At 65.9% G+C, this 15,620-nt stretch carries 14 protein-coding genes; 3 read left to right on the top strand and 11 right to left on the bottom strand.

What is annotated here, in order from left to right:
• Positions 1-25: 25 nt before the first annotated feature.
• A complete protein-coding gene (locus F8O06_RS08340; RefSeq protein WP_158037659.1) occupies positions 26-1,759 on the top strand; it encodes a TCP-1/cpn60 chaperonin family protein in 1,734 nt (577 codons plus the stop codon).
• A 72-nt stretch (positions 1,760-1,831) separates the two neighbouring features.
• Here F8O06_RS08340 and F8O06_RS08335 read toward each other — a convergent pair whose 3' ends face one another.
• Both F8O06_RS08335 and F8O06_RS08330 read right to left on the bottom strand, forming a co-directional pair.
• Complete coding sequence (locus tag F8O06_RS08335; RefSeq protein ID WP_158037660.1) at positions 1,832-2,944, bottom strand: YcjF family protein; 1,113 nt, start codon at positions 2,942-2,944, stop codon at positions 1,832-1,834.
• Positions 2,941-3,234 carry a PLDc N-terminal domain-containing protein gene (locus F8O06_RS08330; protein WP_158037661.1) on the bottom strand — a complete coding sequence of 98 codons (294 nt, stop codon included), beginning with the start codon at positions 3,232-3,234 and terminating at the stop codon, positions 2,941-2,943. Before F8O06_RS08330 ends, F8O06_RS08335 begins: the two co-directional genes overlap by 4 nt.
• 249 nt (positions 3,235-3,483) lie before the next feature.
• Here F8O06_RS08330 and F8O06_RS08325 point away from each other — a divergent pair, with 249 nt between their 5' ends.
• Positions 3,484-5,139, top strand: coding sequence for a TIGR04028 family ABC transporter substrate-binding protein (locus F8O06_RS08325; RefSeq protein WP_158037662.1), 1,656 nt, complete (start codon positions 3,484-3,486; stop codon positions 5,137-5,139).
• Between the two features lie 122 nt (positions 5,140-5,261).
• Here F8O06_RS08325 and F8O06_RS08320 read toward each other — a convergent pair whose 3' ends face one another.
• On the bottom strand, positions 5,262-6,245 hold the full coding sequence (locus tag F8O06_RS08320) for an NAD-dependent epimerase/dehydratase family protein (protein WP_158037663.1): 984 nt from the start codon (positions 6,243-6,245) through the stop codon (positions 5,262-5,264).
• Positions 6,246-6,381: 136 nt separating this feature from the next.
• Between F8O06_RS08320 and F8O06_RS08315 the strand changes: the two genes are divergently transcribed.
• Complete coding sequence (locus F8O06_RS08315; RefSeq protein ID WP_158037664.1) at positions 6,382-7,212, top strand: TetR/AcrR family transcriptional regulator; 831 nt, start codon at positions 6,382-6,384, stop codon at positions 7,210-7,212.
• A gap of 51 nt (positions 7,213-7,263) precedes the next feature.
• Here the strand turns inward: F8O06_RS08315 and F8O06_RS08310 are convergent, their stop codons facing one another.
• From F8O06_RS08310 to F8O06_RS08275, 8 genes are all read right to left on the bottom strand, one after another.
• The gene (locus tag F8O06_RS08310; RefSeq protein ID WP_158037665.1) at positions 7,264-7,896 is read right to left on the bottom strand and encodes a YitT family protein; all 633 of its coding nucleotides are present in this window, start codon (positions 7,894-7,896) and stop codon (positions 7,264-7,266) included.
• Between the two features lie 11 nt (positions 7,897-7,907).
• Positions 7,908-8,639: a PadR family transcriptional regulator gene (locus F8O06_RS08305; RefSeq protein ID WP_225733390.1), complete on the bottom strand. Its 732-nt coding sequence runs from the start codon at positions 8,637-8,639 to the stop codon at positions 7,908-7,910.
• A gap of 164 nt (positions 8,640-8,803) precedes the next feature.
• Positions 8,804-10,270, bottom strand: coding sequence for a cardiolipin synthase (cls, locus tag F8O06_RS08300; RefSeq protein WP_158037667.1), 1,467 nt, complete (start codon positions 10,268-10,270; stop codon positions 8,804-8,806).
• A 134-nt stretch (positions 10,271-10,404) separates the two neighbouring features.
• On the bottom strand, positions 10,405-12,024 hold the full coding sequence (locus tag F8O06_RS08295; protein ID WP_158037668.1) for an L-lactate permease: 1,620 nt from the start codon (positions 12,022-12,024) through the stop codon (positions 10,405-10,407).
• 242 nt (positions 12,025-12,266) lie between these two features.
• A complete protein-coding gene (locus F8O06_RS08290; protein WP_158031145.1) occupies positions 12,267-13,034 on the bottom strand; it encodes an endonuclease/exonuclease/phosphatase family protein in 768 nt (255 codons plus the stop codon).
• Positions 13,035-13,177: 143 nt separating this feature from the next.
• Positions 13,178-14,053, bottom strand: a complete 876-nt coding sequence (locus F8O06_RS08285; RefSeq protein WP_158037669.1) for a hypothetical protein — start codon at positions 14,051-14,053, stop codon at positions 13,178-13,180.
• 54 nt (positions 14,054-14,107) lie between these two features.
• Entirely contained in the window at positions 14,108-15,016 is a 909-nt protein-coding gene (locus tag F8O06_RS08280; protein WP_158037670.1) for a HEAT repeat domain-containing protein, read from the bottom strand.
• Positions 15,013-15,606, bottom strand: coding sequence for a TetR/AcrR family transcriptional regulator (locus tag F8O06_RS08275; RefSeq protein ID WP_192496834.1), 594 nt, complete (start codon positions 15,604-15,606; stop codon positions 15,013-15,015). Before F8O06_RS08275 ends, F8O06_RS08280 begins: the two co-directional genes overlap by 4 nt.
• Positions 15,607-15,620: the final 14 nt, after the last annotated feature.

Raw genomic sequence — 15,620 nt, 5'->3', positions numbered from 1 at the left:
AGACTGCGAGCAGAAGAAGGGCACCATGACGGTCACGATCGATGAGGGCGGCATTCTGCATGGCGACGCAGCTCGTGACCGCATGCTGGTCGGTGTGCGTACGCTCAGCCGTCTGGTCGGCGTCACGCTCGGCCCTGCCGGACGCAACGTCGTGATCGGTCTGCCAGACGGCCGTGTCATCACGACCAACGACGGTGCGACAATCGCCCGCAGCATCCGCCTCGACGACCCGATCGCAGACATGGGCGCCCAGCTGATCTGCACCGCCTCGAGCGCGGCCGATTCGGCGGCGGGAGACGGCACCACCACTGCGACCGTTCTCGCCGAGGCGTTCATCGCCTTGGGCCTGCGCCACATCGCGAGCGGAGATGATCGTCAGACGGTGGCTGCGCGTCTTCGAGGCCTGGCGGATCGCGCTGCCGGCCTCGTCGCCCGTCATGCGGACACGGTTCGTTCGACGGACGCCGTGGCCGAGATCGCGGCGCTGGCCGCCGGAGACCGGGAGGTCGGCGCGACCATCGCGGCAGCGGTCGACCGCGCGGGGAAGCTCGGCGTGGTGACGGTGCAGGAAGGGACATTGGGCGGAAGCGGCGGAGCCTCGTCGCTCATCGATGTCGAAGAGTCTTCGGCGATGGCTCTGGACGCCCGTCTCGTCGATGAGCGATTTTCGTCGCCGGCGGGCTCGGCCCGATCACCGCACGGTCTGCTGATCGCCGATGAACCGCTCATCGTGGTGGTCGACGCCGAGATCACGAGCGGCGAGGAGCTGATCGCCCCGGCCCGCGTGGCCCACGAGTCAGGTCGGGCGCTGGTCGTCGTAGCGCACGAGTTCAGCGCGGACGCCCGGGCCATGCTGCTGACGAACAGCAGGCAGGCGGGGCTGTTCGCTCTGCCTCTGATCGCGCCGAGCAGCGGGATCCGACGTTCGGACCTGCTTGAGGACCTCGCCGTGTCGGTCGGCGCCACGCTGCTCGGCGGGCCTGAGCTCCCTGTGCGCCGGTGTCGTGCCGACGACTTGGGCAGCGCCCGACAGGTCGTCGTCCGCGATGCGGCGCGACAGGTGCAGCTCGGTGCGACGAGCGCTTCGGCCGGCACGACGACGTTCTCAGGGGGAGCGGCAGATCCACAGCTTCTGCTCGCCCGAGTCGACCGGCTGCGCAGGGCGCTTGCGCTGGCGGTCGATCCGTTCGACGCCGAGCAGCTGCACCTGCGGCTGGCTCGACTCGCTGGACGAACCATCACGCTGCGGGTCGGCGGGCAGACGCAGTGGGAGCGCTCAGAGCGTCGGCTCCGAGTCGACGACGCACTGCACTCGGCGCTCTCAGCTCTGCGCAGCGGTTGCGTGGCCGGTGGCGGAGCCACGCTCGCTGCGGCCGCAGAGGCCCTGCAGGCATGCGAAGTCGATGCGTTCGCCCAGGAGTTCGCCGATGTGCTGCTCGTGCCGCTGCGCACGATCGCAGAGAACGCCGGGCGAGACGGAGCCTCGATCGCTCGGCGGCAGATGGAGCTGCTGCGGGAGGCAAGGCACAGCTCGACTGAAGACTCGGGTGACTCGTGGCGACTCGGGTACGAGGCCTCTGCCGGACGCTGGTGCGACCTCTTCGAGGCGGGCGTCATCGACTCGGCCGTGACGGTCGAACGGGCGCTGACCTCGGCTGCCTCGGCTGCTGCTGTCTACCTGACCTCAGAGGCCGTCGTACCGAGGAACCAACAAGTGGTCTCTTTCACCGAGACCACCACCGGACACCACCGTCACTGACGGGCTGATTCCACGGTCAGTGCGTGCCTGCGCGCGATGCCCGGCAGCGGAGGGCGACGGGGTCAGTGCACCTCATCGGCGTCGGTGGACGCGCCCCTGGAGGTTCTGGGCGGCCAGCTCGAGCAGCAGCGCCGCAAGTCGGTTCGACTGCAGATAGTCGAAGATGTCGAGGTCGCCGGCCAGATGATTCTCGCAGAGCCTGAGCCATGCGTAGCCAAGCGCAGTCGTGACGCCGCCGGCGACCGCGCCGGTGATCACCCACCCGGCGCCCGGCACGAGCTTCAGCAGGCTCGTGGCGAGTGTCTTGCCGGCAAGGGCACTGGTCAGCTGAGCGACCAGCGCGACCGTCGCCTGCTTGGTCAGCGAGATGCCGTAGATCGAGGCGATCCTGCGCAGCATACCCACCTGCACGGCCATCAGCGGCACCGCATCTGCGACGGGAATGGGAATCGCACCGATCCCCGTGGCGGTCGTCGACGCCAGAGCGATGACCTTACGCGCGGCGCCGTGCTTGACGGCGATGCTGACGCTTTGTGCCGCGGCCAGCGCCGCGCTCACGCCTTTTGGGGCCGCTTCGAGGGACACCTCCACAAGATGCTCGAGGCCGAAGGCCTGTGTGCCGGAGAACGGGTCGTCCACTGCGGCGATCGGCACCGGCCTGCCCGTTTCGATGGGCAGCCGCAGCGACGTGAGATAGTCGACGAAATGCTGCACGTCGGGAGGAAAGCCGATGCCGGCCTTCCATGGTGTCTGCGTGATCACGAGGAACACGGGGACGTCGAGAGCCGCAAGATCTTCGACGAGGCGTCGCTGAGTCTGATCGAAGCGTCGATCGGCCGCCTTGATGCAGAACCAGATGCCGTGGATGGGCTCGCCGGCCTTCGCACGCTCGGCATAGGTCTTCTTGAACGAACGCACCACATCGCGCAGCTGATCGAAGCTCTCGACTCCTTTGAAGTCGTAGAGGCCGAGAGTGCCTTCGTCGTTCGTGTACAGCGAGACCTGCTGCGTGACCGGAGCGCCGACGCCGGTAGCCGCCAGGTCCTCGCCGAAGACGGCGTTGATCAGCGTGCTCTTGCCGGCACCGGTCGCCCCGATCACCGCGAGGTTGTATCGCGGCAGCTGCGCCTCATCCCACGCCTCGTCCAGGCGCCCCTGAGGGTCACGACCCAGCTGTTCGGTCATGCCCGCTTCTGCAGCCCGTCGACGAAGCCCTTGACCTGGTCGAAGGTCTCTTTGCGGCCCAGCAGCAGATAAGCGGTCGGACCGACCCAGTTGATCGCGAGCGCACCGGCCCAGAGTGCCTTCGGGCCGTTGATCTGCGACTCGGGACGCTTCACGAGATCCGAGCCGGCATAGGCGGCCAGTGCGAGCTGTGCGGCGCCGGCCACGAAGCCGAAGACCTTCGAACCGCCCTTGACTCTGCCTTTGACTTCGCCTTTGGTCTCGAGCGCCTGATCTTTGAGCTTTGCCATTGATGCCTCCTCGATTGCCGTGACCACATCGGACGATGCCGTCGTGTGCCCAGCCTAGTGCGTTCGTGCGACAGGGGCCGGATGGTGCGCCGGCGTCTCGTGCCTCGGCTCGCCATACCGGCCGGCCGAGTCCCATGCGAGCCGGTGCACCTGAGCGATCGTTACCTCCAGTGACGCCGAAAGATGTGCCCGAGCGGGATGAGATGGCTTACTGATGCAGTCATGTCAGCGACCTCAGGAGGATCAATCATGCGACCACAACGGAGGAATCGACTGCTTGCCGTGGTTCTCTCGGCGGCCACGGCATCCACACTGCTCGCAGGATGCTCTGCCGCCGACCAATCAGCACAGGCAGTGGGCGAGCCCAAGTCAGGCGGCACGGTCACCTATCTCGAGCCGCAGGCCTTCAGCGGGCTCTACCCGCCCGCAGCCGGCTTCTACCCGAACGGCAGCATCGTCAACAACCTCACCGACCGGCTGCTTTATCAGAACCCCGAGACGCTGGAGCTCGAGCCCTGGATCGCGAGTGCACTGCCCGCTGTGAACGCGGACGCAACCGAGTACACGTTCAGGCTGCGCGAAGGGGTGACCTACTCGGACGGCACGCCGCTCGACGCCGCCAACGTCGTCAAGAACTTCGACCTCTACGGCAAGGGGGACAAGCAGCGCAAGCTGACCGTCTCGGAGGCATTGAACAACTATGACCATGCCGAGGCCGTCGACGAACACACCGTTCGCTTCCACTTCTCGGCACCTGCCCCGGGGTTCGCTCAGGCGACGTCGACCATCAACTCCGGCCTGCTGTCGAACGCCACCCTCGATCGCGACTCCGAGGGCTTCGCGCCCGGGCAGGCGAAGCAGATCGTCGGCAGCGGCCCGTTCGTCGTCACCGACGAGCAGCTGAACACGGAGTACACGCTCACGGCTCGTGAAGGGTACGACTGGGCGCCGCCGTCGCTCGCGCATCAGGGCAGAGCTCGCATCGATGCGGTGAAGGTGGTCGTGACACCTGAGAGCAGCATTCGGGTGGGCACGCTCGTCGCCGGTCAGGCTGACGTTGCCCGCCAGATCGATCCGCCGGATGAGGCGCAGGTCACCGGCGCAGGACAGAGTCTGCACGTCGCCAGCACGAACGGCATCGACAACGCGCTGCAGTTCCGGTTCAGAGATCGACGGCTCAGCGACATCCGAGTGCGGCAGGCGCTCATCGCGGGTGTCGACCGGCAGCAGATACTCGATCAGCTCTACACGGCGAGCTATCCGCTGGCCACCTCGCCGCTGGCGAAGAGCGCACTCGGCTACAAAGACGAATCGGCCGCCTACCGCTACGACCGACAGCGGGCACGTGATCTGCTGGACGAAGCCGGATGGCACGTCGGTGATGACGGCATTCGCACCAAGGACGGTGAACGGCTGACCCTCACCGTCAATCACGCCATCCCGCTGCCGAGATCGAAGGAGCTGGTCACGATCCTGCAGGAGCAGCTCAAAGAGGTGGGCGTCGAGGTGAGGCTCTTCCAAGGCGATCAGGCGGCGCAGAACGCCGCCGCTCTCGACCAGGACACGGTGCAGGTCTATCACCAGATGGTCGGGCGAGCCGACTACGACGTCATCAAGAGCCAGTACTCGGGCGACAATCGCAACGTCTTTCTGAACCTGGACAAGACCGACGGATCGTACGGCGACCCGCATCTCGAGGAGCTGCTGCACGCCGTGGCCAGCCGGCCGAGCGCCGAAGAGCGTCAGCGTGCGAGCGAAGCCGTGCAGGACTATGTCACCGAGCAGGCATATGTGCTGCCCATCTACGAAGAGCCCCTGGTCTATGGGACGAGCTCTGCGGTACAGGGGTTCGACACGGAATCGGTGGGGCGGCCGTCGTTCTACAGCCTCTGGCTGAACCGGTGAGGAGCTGAATCGCTGAATCGCTCAGCCATCATCGTGTCAGTCGTGCGCGTCATCAGCCCGACGTAGCAGACATGTTCGTCTCCAAGCGCGCGGTGGCGCCCGATCGTGCGGACGGATTGCGATCAGCGGAGTGAGACTGACCGCCGGGTGTGGAAGTCGCGGACCATGTCCTCGATGGTCTCAGCCCACGGGGTCTCCTGCTCGCCGAGCTCGTTCCGTGCCGCAGAGTCATCGAGGACGAACGGCTCGGTGAACTGATAGGCGACTGTGCCCAGCTGACGCATCATCGGTGAGAAGAGACCGAGAGCGGTCAGCAGCCAGCCTGGAATCGGCTGGAGTCTCGGGTGCGTCTGTGCTGCCTGACCGTTCAGACGCACATCTGCGTCGAGCAGCGCCTGAGCGACGTCTCTGATTGCGCAGGCCGGAGCGCTGGGCACATGCCAGACGCGGCCCCACATGTGTTCGTCTTGCACCGCCCGCGCCAGCAGGCGCCCGAAGTCCCTGATCGCGGTCCACGTGTGTGGCTGGTCAGGATCTCCGATTGGATGTGCGGCCGCCCCGGAGAGCACCGGAACGACCAGCCGGTCGCCGGCGTGGGCCCCAGCTCCGGCTCCTGCTCCGAGGTAGTCGGAGCCGCGGATCTCCGTCGCCCGTATCCTGCCCTGCTTATGAGCGTCGAAGAGCGTCTCCCAGACTTCTGCACGCACTCGTCCCAGCGCAGACGGTGGGTCGATCTTTGAGGTCTCGCCGAGCGGAGAGGAGCCGAGTGCATAAGGGTACAGGTTGCCTGCGACTGTCAGCGATGCGTCATGCTGTGCCGCGATCGCGATGAGCTGCTGGGTGGCCCTCGGCCACATCCGCGACCATTGCGGGTACGGCCAGTTGCAACAGGCCACGATCGCCGACAGCCGCAGGGTGCGTACGGCTGCCAGCGCCTCGGGAGTCGTAATGTCGCAGGCGATCGACCGTGCCCCGCCAATGACGAGTGGATCAGTGTCGGGCAGTGGGCGACGTGTGGCCACGACGACGTCGTGACCCGCGTTCAGCAGGTGCTCGGCGGTGGAGCGGCCAAGTGCTCCGGCGCCGATGATGAGAGAAGTTGACATGGGTGGCTCCCGTCTGGGGCACGGCTCACCAGGGTGAGAGAACCTGCACCGTGAACAGTGTTCACTCATAGTGATGACTATAGTGAACACTGTTCACAAGCGCAACGGCAAATCACTGTTCTGAGAATGGAGACCCATGATGACTGTGCGGCGGGGTGAAGAAGCCTCGAGAATCGGAGACGCCCCGGAGCGACGAGTGCAGAGCAATGAGCACGACGCTGTTCGGCTGAGAATCCTTCGCGTTGCGGAGCATCAGCTTGCCACGGTAAGCCCGTCTCAGCTGTCGATGCGTGGCATCGCGCGAGAGCTGCGCGTCACGGTGGGGGCTCTGTATCGATACTTCGACGGGCGCGATGATCTGCTCACCGAGCTCATCGAGCGTGCCTACAGTGATCTGGCGCAGAGTATGAACGACGCTGACGCCGAAGTGCAGCATTCGGGCGGGTCTGCACGACAGCGCTGGATCGCGGTTTGGGAGGCAGCCTCTGCATGGTCGCAGAGACATATCCAGCGGTTCTACCTGATATACGGCACGCCAGTCATTGGATACGCCGCGCCGGATTCGACGGTCGAGCCAGCAGGGCAGGTGGTGCGCGTGCTGTTGAATGTCTATCTCGATGGCCACAGCAGCACGGGGATGAGCGAGACGCCCCTGGGGTGGACTTCCGCCGCGAACAGTGGCACAGTCGGGCCGCTGATCGCAGAGGAAGACCTGGAGCGTATTCGGGGCTGGGTGCGGCAGCACGTCGGTGGAGCGAGGGGCGGTGCTGACATCGCCGACGGACTCTCTGCCGCTGAGGTGTTTGCGGTCATCAGCGCATGGACGGCCTTGATCGGCACGATTGCTTTCAGTCTTGGCAGTCACTATCGCGGCTCGATCGAGGACGTGCAGGTCTACCTGCGGTCTCTTGCCCTCGATCACGCGACGCGCCTTGGGCTGACGGACGTGACGCCGAATCTGGAGTGAGGCCGGTCTTGTGACATACCGCGCAGATGCCAGGCTTCGCCGGCTCGAAGGTCAGAACCCGAGGTAGCGTCCTGGGCGATGGTTGAGCGCGATGACCAGGTTCATGATCACCGCACCGATGGCCGAGAGCAGCACGTTCATCGGCGAGGTGACGGAGAACGAGGCGGCCACGATGATCACGTCCAACGCCATCTGCACGTAGCCGGCGCGCCATCCCCATCGATCCTGAATGATCAGGGCCATGATGTTGAACCCGCCGAGACTCGCGTGATGCCGAAAGAGGATCAGCAGGCCGATGCCGGCGAGCAGGTTTCCGGCGACCGCCCCGTAGACGGGATTCTCTGCCAGCGTTCCGAGCATCGCCGGGTGCAGGGGAGTGAGCGCCGACACGGCAGCGACCGCGATGACCGTGCGGATGGTGAAGTTCCATCCGCGCTGTCGCACCGCCAGCACGAAGAACGGCAGGTTGACCACCATGAACAGCACACCGAAGGGAACCGGCGTGGCGTAGGCCAGCAGCAGCGAGAGCCCCGCCGTGCCGCCGGTGACCACGCCCGCCGAGTGCAGCAGGTACAGCCCGAGCGACGCGGCGAACACACCACTGCCGATGCCGACGACGTCATCGAGGATACTGTGGTGCTGTGCCGGATATCGGCGGTCGCTGGAGTCGCTGGCAGAGGTCATAGCACCGAATTCTACTTCGTGTCGGTGTTCTCCTCGGCCTGCCCATGCGCCTCGTCGTCAGAGGCCAGGATGCGGAAGAGCGCTTTGCGAGTGCGCTTGAGCTCGTCGATCGCCGCGTCTCGCTGCTGCTGCGTCGAGTGACGGAAGTCGCCGATGACGGTCATGAGCGCATGGGCCGCTTCGCGCAGTCCTCCGTGCTCGCCGCGCTGAGGCCGGGCGTCCCAGATGTGCGCGATCTGCTCGGCGTGTTCGCCGACGTATTTGGCGCCTGCGGCGGTGAGTTCGTGGGCGCCGTTCTCTCCGCTTGCGGTGATGAGCCCCTCTTCGGTCAGCTGCTGCAGCGTGGGGTAGATCGACCCGGGGCTGGGGCGCCAGCTGTCGTCAGTGCGCTCGGCGATGCGTTTGATGATGCCGTAGCCGTTCGCCGGCTCGTCGTTCAGCAGCGACAGAATCGCCAGTCGGGTGTCGCCCCGGCGTGCACGGCCGCGCCCGCCGTGTCCGAAGCCGCCACGCGGGTCGAAGCCTGGACCTCCGAAGCCCGGTCCACCGAAGCCCGGTCCACCGAAGTCCGGTCCACCAAAGCCGGGACCGCCAGCGCCTGGACCTCTGTCGTGTGACCGTCTGTGGCCGCGGTCGCCGAAGCCGCCGTCATGGCCGCATCCGTCGAAGCCGGGGCCGCCGAAGCCGGGGCCACCGAAGCCGGGCTCGTGATGGTGATGATGATTGTGATGTTCGTGTCTCACGATGTTCTCCTTTATGACTATCGCGATATATCGCGATCTAGATGATCAGAAATATATACCGATATATCGAAAAGTGCAAGAGTGGGACGGTCGATCTGATGCGAGGCGCACGGCGACGGTCGACAGGCCGAGGGGCCGTCCGGCGTCGCGATCACGACCGCAGGCTACTGGAGCTGGGCCGTGAGCCGGGCAATGCCCTCTTTCGCCTTCTCGCGTGTGGGGCGACGCCGCCAGTCGGAGACATTGAGACGGATGCTGTTGGTGCGACAGTCGGCTTCGACTGCGCGCAGCTGATCAACGAAGTCGGCGTCTCGCACCAGCACTGAGATCTCCATATTCAGACTGAAAGAGCGGATGTCCATGTTGCTGGAGCCGATCACGGCGACCTCGTCGTCGATGGAGAAGTGCTTGGAATGCAGGACCGTCGGCGAGCGGTACAGATAGATCGAGACGCCGACGTTGAGCAGGGCCTCGTAGTACGAGCGCTGTGCGTAGTACACGAACGCCTGATCACCGATCTCAGAGACGAAGAGCTCGACGTCCACCCCGCGCGCGGCAGCGGTGAGCAGCGCGAGCAGGGTCGCCTCGTCAGGCACGAAGTAGGGGCTGGTGATGCTGATGCGATGCCGGGCGTTCTGAATGAGCAGCACGAACAGCTTGAGCGAGTTGTCGCTGGCGAAGCTGGGCCCGCTGGGCACGACCTGCGCATCGGCTCCGAACACCGTCGGTATGCCTGTGCGAGGCTCGGCGGCGGGCGAAGGAGCCATCGGGGTGAGCCGTTCGCCTGATTCGCTGAACCAGTCGGACATGAAGACGGCGTCGAGCTCGCCGACGAGCGGACCCTCGACACGGACCATCAGCTCCTGCCAGTGCAGCCCTCGTCGCAGGTTCTTCGGCTTCAGATAGCTGTCGTCGATCAGGTTCTGCGAACCGGTGTAGGCCACCTTGCCGTCAATGGTGACGATCTTGCGATGGTTGCGCATGTCTGGCCGCTGCCACTGCCCGCGCCAGGGCCGCAGCGGCAGCATCGCGTGCCACTGCGCGCCCATCTCTGAGAGCATCCGCTTCGTCGCGCGACGACCCGGATAGCCGAGACCCGAGAGGTGATCTGAGAGGGCGCGCACGGTCACGCCGCGATGTCGAGCACGTCGCAGCGCCTCGAAGAAGGGCGCTGTCGATGCGTCGTGCACCAAGATGTAGAACTCCACGTGCACGTACTCGGTCGCCGCATCGATGTCGTCGATCATGGCCTGCAGCGACCCCTGGTACGAATCGATCAGCTGCAGCGTGTTGTCACCCACCATGGGCAGCGCGGTCAGCCGTTCGTTGAGGCGAACCGCAGAGGGCATCCACTCTGGCGACTCCGGGACGGTGCGGTGTGCGGTGACCTCGTCACGCGCGGCGAGCGCCGAGTTGATCTCGATCTGACGACGCTGCCGCCAGCGAGGCAGGCGCCCGATACCGATCGTGAGGAATGCGATCACTCCGACCACGGGAATGAACATGATCGCGAGCACCCATGCGATGGCCGTCTGCGGCGGCCGACGCAGCGAGATGACGATGGCCGAGACGAGCACGATGAGGGTGTGTGCGAGCGTCGCCAGCAGACTGGCAAGCGGCGCGGTGAACATGGCAGTCCTCGATCATGGGATCCGTGCTCGGAGCCCCGAACACGGATCCCATCCTAAATCAGTGCGGAATCTGCAGCACCACTCGCGCTGGCAGACCGCGCAGCCAGACCTCAGCCGTCGCGAGCGGAGCGAGATCAGCCAAGCATCGCCGAGAGGGCGAAGACCCACAGTGACAGCACGACGAGCAGTCCGAGGCTGTAGGGGAGAGCGGCGCGCATGATCGCCGACTCCTTGCCGGCCAGGCCGACGGCCGCCGACGAGACGGCGATCGACTGCGGCGAGACGATTTTGCCGATGCCACCACCGGCCACGTTGGCCGAGACCAGCAGGGTGGGATTGGTGCCGATCTCGGTCGCGGTCACCGACTGCAGGTGGGCGAAGAGCGTGTTGTTGTTGACGACCGAGCCCGTGATGAACACGCCCAGCCAGCCGATGACCGGTGAGAGCAGCGGGAACAGCGCGCCGACGCTCGCCAGCGCATGGCCGATGGTCGTCGAGCCGCCAGAGAAGTTCGCGATGTAGGCGACGATCATGATGAGCAGGATCAAGAGGATCGGCTGCCAGAGCATCTTGACCGAGGCGACGAACTCTTCGCCGACCTGCTTCCATGTGAGTGCGCTGCTGGTCAGCGCGGTGAGCAGCACCGACACCAGGATGGCGGTGCCGGCGGCGCCGATCGGCGACCACGTCCACACCGCTGTCATCGGGGCATCCGCACCCGCAGCCGTGACCTGGCCGTCGAGACCGGGAATCGAAACCAGCAGGCTCAGCGCGGAGAGCGCACCGCCCTTCGAACGATCGAAGAGGTTTGCGAAGAAGGGGGCGCTCCAGATCAGGATGAGCACGGTCAGAAACAGGAAGGGCGACCAGGCGCTGACCAGCTGACGCGGGGTGTAGTGCTCGCTGACCGGTTCGGGAGCACCGGGCATGCGGAAGGTGCGCTTCGGCTTCCAGAAGCGCGACAGCACGGCGAGGGCGGCGAGAGCCACGATCGACGGGATGATGTCGGCCAGGTCGGGCTGTCCGAGCACGAGCAGCAGTACAGCCTGAGAACCGCTGAACGCGACGACCACGGTGATCAGGGCGGGCAGCACCTCGCGGATGCCGCGGAAGCCGTCGAGAATGGCGACCAGCAGGAACGGGATGATGATCGTCGGCAGCTGACCGACCAGCACCATCATGCCCGACAGCTCGGGGATCGGGACGTCGCCCTGGCGTGCGGCGATGATCACGGGGATGCCGATGGCGCCGAAGGCACCTGCTGCGGCGTTCGAGATGAGGGCGAGCACCGCAGCCTTCAGCCCGGGAAAGCCCAGCGTCAGCAGCAGGGCGGCACAGATGGTGATCGGCACGCCGAAGCCGGCCGCACCTTCGAGGAACGCACCGAAGCAGAAGGCGATCAGCAGCACCTGGATGCGCTGGTCGGCAGCGATGCCCGAGATGCTGTTGCGAATCACATCGAACTTGCCGCTGCGCACGGCGAGCTTGTACAGCCACACCGCCATCAGAATGATGTAGCCGATCGGCCACAGGCCGTTGAGCACACCGTCAAGCGCGGCACCGCCGATGGCCGACGCCGGCATGCCGAAGCCGATGAAGGCGACGATGACGGCGAGCACAGCGGCGATGGCCGCAGCTGTCGTGCCCTTCATCTTGAAACCGACCAGTGCGACCAGGAAGAAGATCACCGGAACGGCGGCGAGCCCCGCTGAGAGAGCGAGGTTGCCAGTCGGATCAAGCGGTTGCGTCCACATGACAGAGTGCCTTTCGTGCATGCCGGAACAGCACACACGAGCGCCGTTCAGTCGGGAAATGAGCGACGTCGTCGTCAGAATCGGTCGGGCGCCAGAGGGCAGCGATTGTGGTCAGACCACATCAGGACCACATGACACAATACCGCTCGTGACGGCGTGATGGCGAGAGGCCAGCCTCAAACGACCGTGCACGCATCACGAGAGGCTCCCGAAACGCGCGGCAGAACCGGTGAGTTCAGGCTTCAGACGAGACCGGGAACGAAGGTGGTCGGCGTGTTGCTCTTGGGGCCGTGGCCGTGCTTCGGCGCGACGCTGGAGAGCGTCGCAGCGGCGCTCATAGAGTCGTCGTACGAGGCGTTCACCAGAATCGGGTGGTGGTCGGAGAGCCCCTGCGGCAGCGAGGTGACTCGATTGACCGTGAAGCCGGTCGACGTCGCCATGTCATAGCGTCCACGGAAGATGCGATAGCGCTGATACGTGCGCTGCTCCGTCGCGGTCAGCTCATAACCGTGCGTGCGCACGCGCTCCTGCAGGTGACGCTGGAAGAACGGGTAGTTGTAGTCGCCGACCATCAATGAGGGCAGACCCGCACCGAACTGTGCGAGTCGCTCGAACGAGGTGCGAATCTGATTGCGGCGCAGCGAGTTGAGCGCGGTGAGCGGGGCCCCGTGAAACGAGGCGACCATCAGCTCGCGATCTCGGGTGAGATCCATCAGTCGGGTCGCGACCAGACGCTCGTGAGCGGGTGCGGCGACACGGTCGTGCAGAGACTTCTTGAGCTGGTAGGTCTGCGATCCGATCAGGCGAAACCGGTCGGCGCGGTAGAAGACTGAGATGCCGAGACGATTGCCTCGGGTGGCCTCTGCAAGCCGCAGCGAACCGATCTCGGTCGGCAGGGAGTCGATGTCGCACTCCTGCAGACAGAGCACGTCGGGATCGGTTCGACGGGTGAGATCATCGAGCTCGCACAGAGCACGGTTCTTGCGCAGGTTGTAGCTGACGACATTCATCACGACAGTTTGCCTCCAAAGGGTAGAACCGCTTTCAGGCTACCGTTCTGATCGCCCGAGCGGGGCATGTTTCGGCCAGAAACAGCTGTGAATTCACCAGATCGTCACAGAGGGTCGGTAATTTCGCCCGCATTCGACGACGCTCAGCCCAGCAGAGCGACACAGCGCCCCAGCAGGGCCGCACCGGCGTCGTCGTCGGTGAGAAGCTGACCCGGAGCCAGCGGGTCGGCGATGGTCGTGACCTCATATGGTTTGTGCAGCGTGCCGTCGGCGGCGGCGCCCGGTGAGCTCGGCGAGCCCGGCTGCACGTCGACGTGGGTGACGTCGTAGCCCTGCGCGTGCAGCCAGTCGGCCATGGTGTAGTCACTGCGGGAGTCGCCGACGGTGAACCAGCGCTTCGGCAGCGCGGAATGCTCGCCCAACAGCTCGAGCGAGCGACGGGCACCCAGCGCCTTGCCGCTGCGAGAGACCTCGACGTCGCAGCTGATCACGGTGGGGTCGATGCGCAGCTGCACGGCTCCGAGGCGGGCGCGCAGCTCGATCAGATCCCGCACCAGGGCATCCCTCGCCGAAAGGAATGCCTCATGGTCGCTGCCGGCGATCATCTCGAGCGTCATCATGGTGCGCTTCGTATCGTCGAAGAACATGGTGTCGGCGAACTTCTCGGCCGCTGCCTCGCGGCCGAAGTCGACGACCTCCTGAGGCACTCGCATGTCGACGTCGATCTGCTCGTCGTCGAGGCCTGCGGCCGTGAGCTGCGCCCAGACTCCGCCCTTCTCGCCGACAACCGCGAGGCCGGTCGCGTCGGCAGCGAGACCGGCGGATACCAGAGCCGGGACGATCTGCCGGCTCACGAAGGCGGTCGAGCGGCCGGTGTTGAACGAGAGCGGCACGCCCGCTTCGGCGAGGGTGACGAGGCTGTCGGAGATCTCGGGCAGGCGCACGGTGCGGGTGACGGGGCTGGCGATCGGGCCGTCGACATCGAGGAGCAGGCCGAACGGTGCTGGCGCAGTGGACATAGCCCCATTGTGCCCGATGGCGGGCATCCGGTCTGTGCCTGACGCGCTTCTGCGTCACTCCTCCCCGGAGTCGGTCGCGCGACGATCGGCCTGTTTGGCGGCGCGAAGCCGGCGCAGCCGATCGGCTGGGGTGGGCTTCGGCGGATGCTGCAGCAGGTGCCGTGCGACCGCGCTGACCTGATCGGCGGCGCGGGTGTCTGATCGTTCCCCTGCCGGCTTCGCACGCTGTGAGACATCGATCAAGAGCTGCTGGGCTGCCGGGCCGTGCAGGTGCGCGGCTGTGACGAGTGCCGCAGTGGCGAGCTCGACGTCGGCGTCGGAAACCGGATCTGCCGCTGCGGTGAGTTCGGCTGGGCGTTCGGCCAGACGGCGCAGATCGGGGAGTGCCCCATCGGCATCGGGAGATCCGATGGAGGTCAGCACCTCGACGGCCTGTTCGCGCTGTTCGGGACGGCCGGTGCGCAGCACGGTCGTGAGCAGTGGCGTGGCCTCGGCACCGTAACCGGTGATGAGCTGGTCGACCATATCGCGCTCACGAGGATCGTGCGAGCCGAGACCGGCCATCAGGCGGGGCAGCAGCCGAAGATCGTGCAGCTGCGCCAGCATCCACCGGGCCTTCACGGCCACTGCAGGATCCGGGTCGTCCAAGAGGGCCAGCACCGCGTCGGCGTACTCGGGCGCACCGACTTTGCTCAGCAGATGCACGGCCTGGGCGCGAACCGGCGCGCGGCTGTCAGTGAGCTTTGCGGCTGCCTGCGGCAGAAAGCCCCGTCCCATGCGCACGAGGGCCCAGACGATCGACTCTCGAACGAAGAACTCGGGCTCGTCCCAGAGCAGCCGCACCAGCAGACGGGCAGTCTCAGGATCGGCGAGACGGCCGACTTCCAAGGCCGCACGCTGACGGGATTCGGGCGGGGCGGCGTGATCGGCCAGAGTCGCGAGGAGGGCCTGGACGTCGCTCATCGGCAGCAGCCCTCCGCTGAGAACTGCGGCATGTCGCGCAGCCCGGCGATGATGCGCTCGGCGTCGTAGCCCTGCGGATGCCGCACGAGCTCGACTCCCGCACCCTGGATCGCCGCGAGCATCGCATCGGTGATGCTGCGGGAGTCGAGGCCGTGCAGCGCGGCGAAGCGCGCGATCACCGGCTGCAGCCGCCGACCGTACTCGTGGAGCCCGGCATTGACCTCTGACCGGAACTCTTCGTCACGTCGCACGAAGAAGAACTGAAAGAGCAGCTCGATGTCATCGCGCTGCCTCTTCAGATCGCGGATCTCGCTGGCGACCATGCTCTGGAGCGCCTCGTGCGGTTCGAGGTCGGCGCCATAGTCTGTGGCGGGCCCGTCGAGAGCACGTCCGATGACGTCGTGGAGCAGGGCGTGCAAGAGACCGAGCTTTGTCGAGAAATAGAAGTAGACGAGCCCGCTCGACAGCTCTGCCTCGGCGGCGACGGAACGCCCGCTGACCATCGCGAGCCCGTCGCGCACCGCAATGCGGTGGGCAGCACGGACGATGGCCGAACGGCGTTCGGACTCGGACAACCTGACACCGACCATGGCCTCCACCATAG

The organism is Pseudoclavibacter sp. CFCC 14310 (assembly GCF_008831165.1).
Taxonomy (GTDB): Bacteria; Actinomycetota; Actinomycetes; order Actinomycetales; family Microbacteriaceae; genus Pseudoclavibacter_A.
Note: the sequence above shows the minus strand (reverse complement) of the source record. Positions and strands in the feature narration are given on the sequence as shown.

What these genes read in the sequence shown, in the direction of transcription:
- F8O06_RS08280 (WP_158037670.1), bottom strand. Translation starts at nt 15,016, where the DNA reads ATGAGCGACGTCCAGGCCCTCCTCGCGACTCTGGCCGATCACGCCGCC.
- F8O06_RS08295 (WP_158037668.1), bottom strand. Translation starts at nt 12,024, where the DNA reads ATGTGGACGCAACCGCTTGATCCGACTGGCAACCTCGCTCTCTCAGCG.
- F8O06_RS08315 (WP_158037664.1), top strand. Translation starts at nt 6,382, where the DNA reads ATGATGACTGTGCGGCGGGGTGAAGAAGCCTCGAGAATCGGAGACGCC.
- F8O06_RS08330 (WP_158037661.1), bottom strand. Translation starts at nt 3,234, where the DNA reads ATGGCAAAGCTCAAAGATCAGGCGCTCGAGACCAAAGGCGAAGTCAAA.
- F8O06_RS08325 (WP_158037662.1), top strand. Translation starts at nt 3,484, where the DNA reads ATGCGACCACAACGGAGGAATCGACTGCTTGCCGTGGTTCTCTCGGCG.
- F8O06_RS08335 (WP_158037660.1), bottom strand. Translation starts at nt 2,944, where the DNA reads ATGACCGAACAGCTGGGTCGTGACCCTCAGGGGCGCCTGGACGAGGCG.
- cls (WP_158037667.1), bottom strand. Translation starts at nt 10,270, where the DNA reads ATGTTCACCGCGCCGCTTGCCAGTCTGCTGGCGACGCTCGCACACACC.
- F8O06_RS08340 (WP_158037659.1), top strand. Translation starts at nt 26, where the DNA reads ATGACGGTCACGATCGATGAGGGCGGCATTCTGCATGGCGACGCAGCT.
- F8O06_RS08285 (WP_158037669.1), bottom strand. Translation starts at nt 14,053, where the DNA reads ATGTCCACTGCGCCAGCACCGTTCGGCCTGCTCCTCGATGTCGACGGC.
- F8O06_RS08275 (WP_192496834.1), bottom strand. Translation starts at nt 15,606, where the DNA reads ATGGTCGGTGTCAGGTTGTCCGAGTCCGAACGCCGTTCGGCCATCGTC.
- F8O06_RS08310 (WP_158037665.1), bottom strand. Translation starts at nt 7,896, where the DNA reads ATGACCTCTGCCAGCGACTCCAGCGACCGCCGATATCCGGCACAGCAC.
- F8O06_RS08320 (WP_158037663.1), bottom strand. Translation starts at nt 6,245, where the DNA reads ATGTCAACTTCTCTCATCATCGGCGCCGGAGCACTTGGCCGCTCCACC.
- F8O06_RS08290 (WP_158031145.1), bottom strand. Translation starts at nt 13,034, where the DNA reads ATGAATGTCGTCAGCTACAACCTGCGCAAGAACCGTGCTCTGTGCGAG.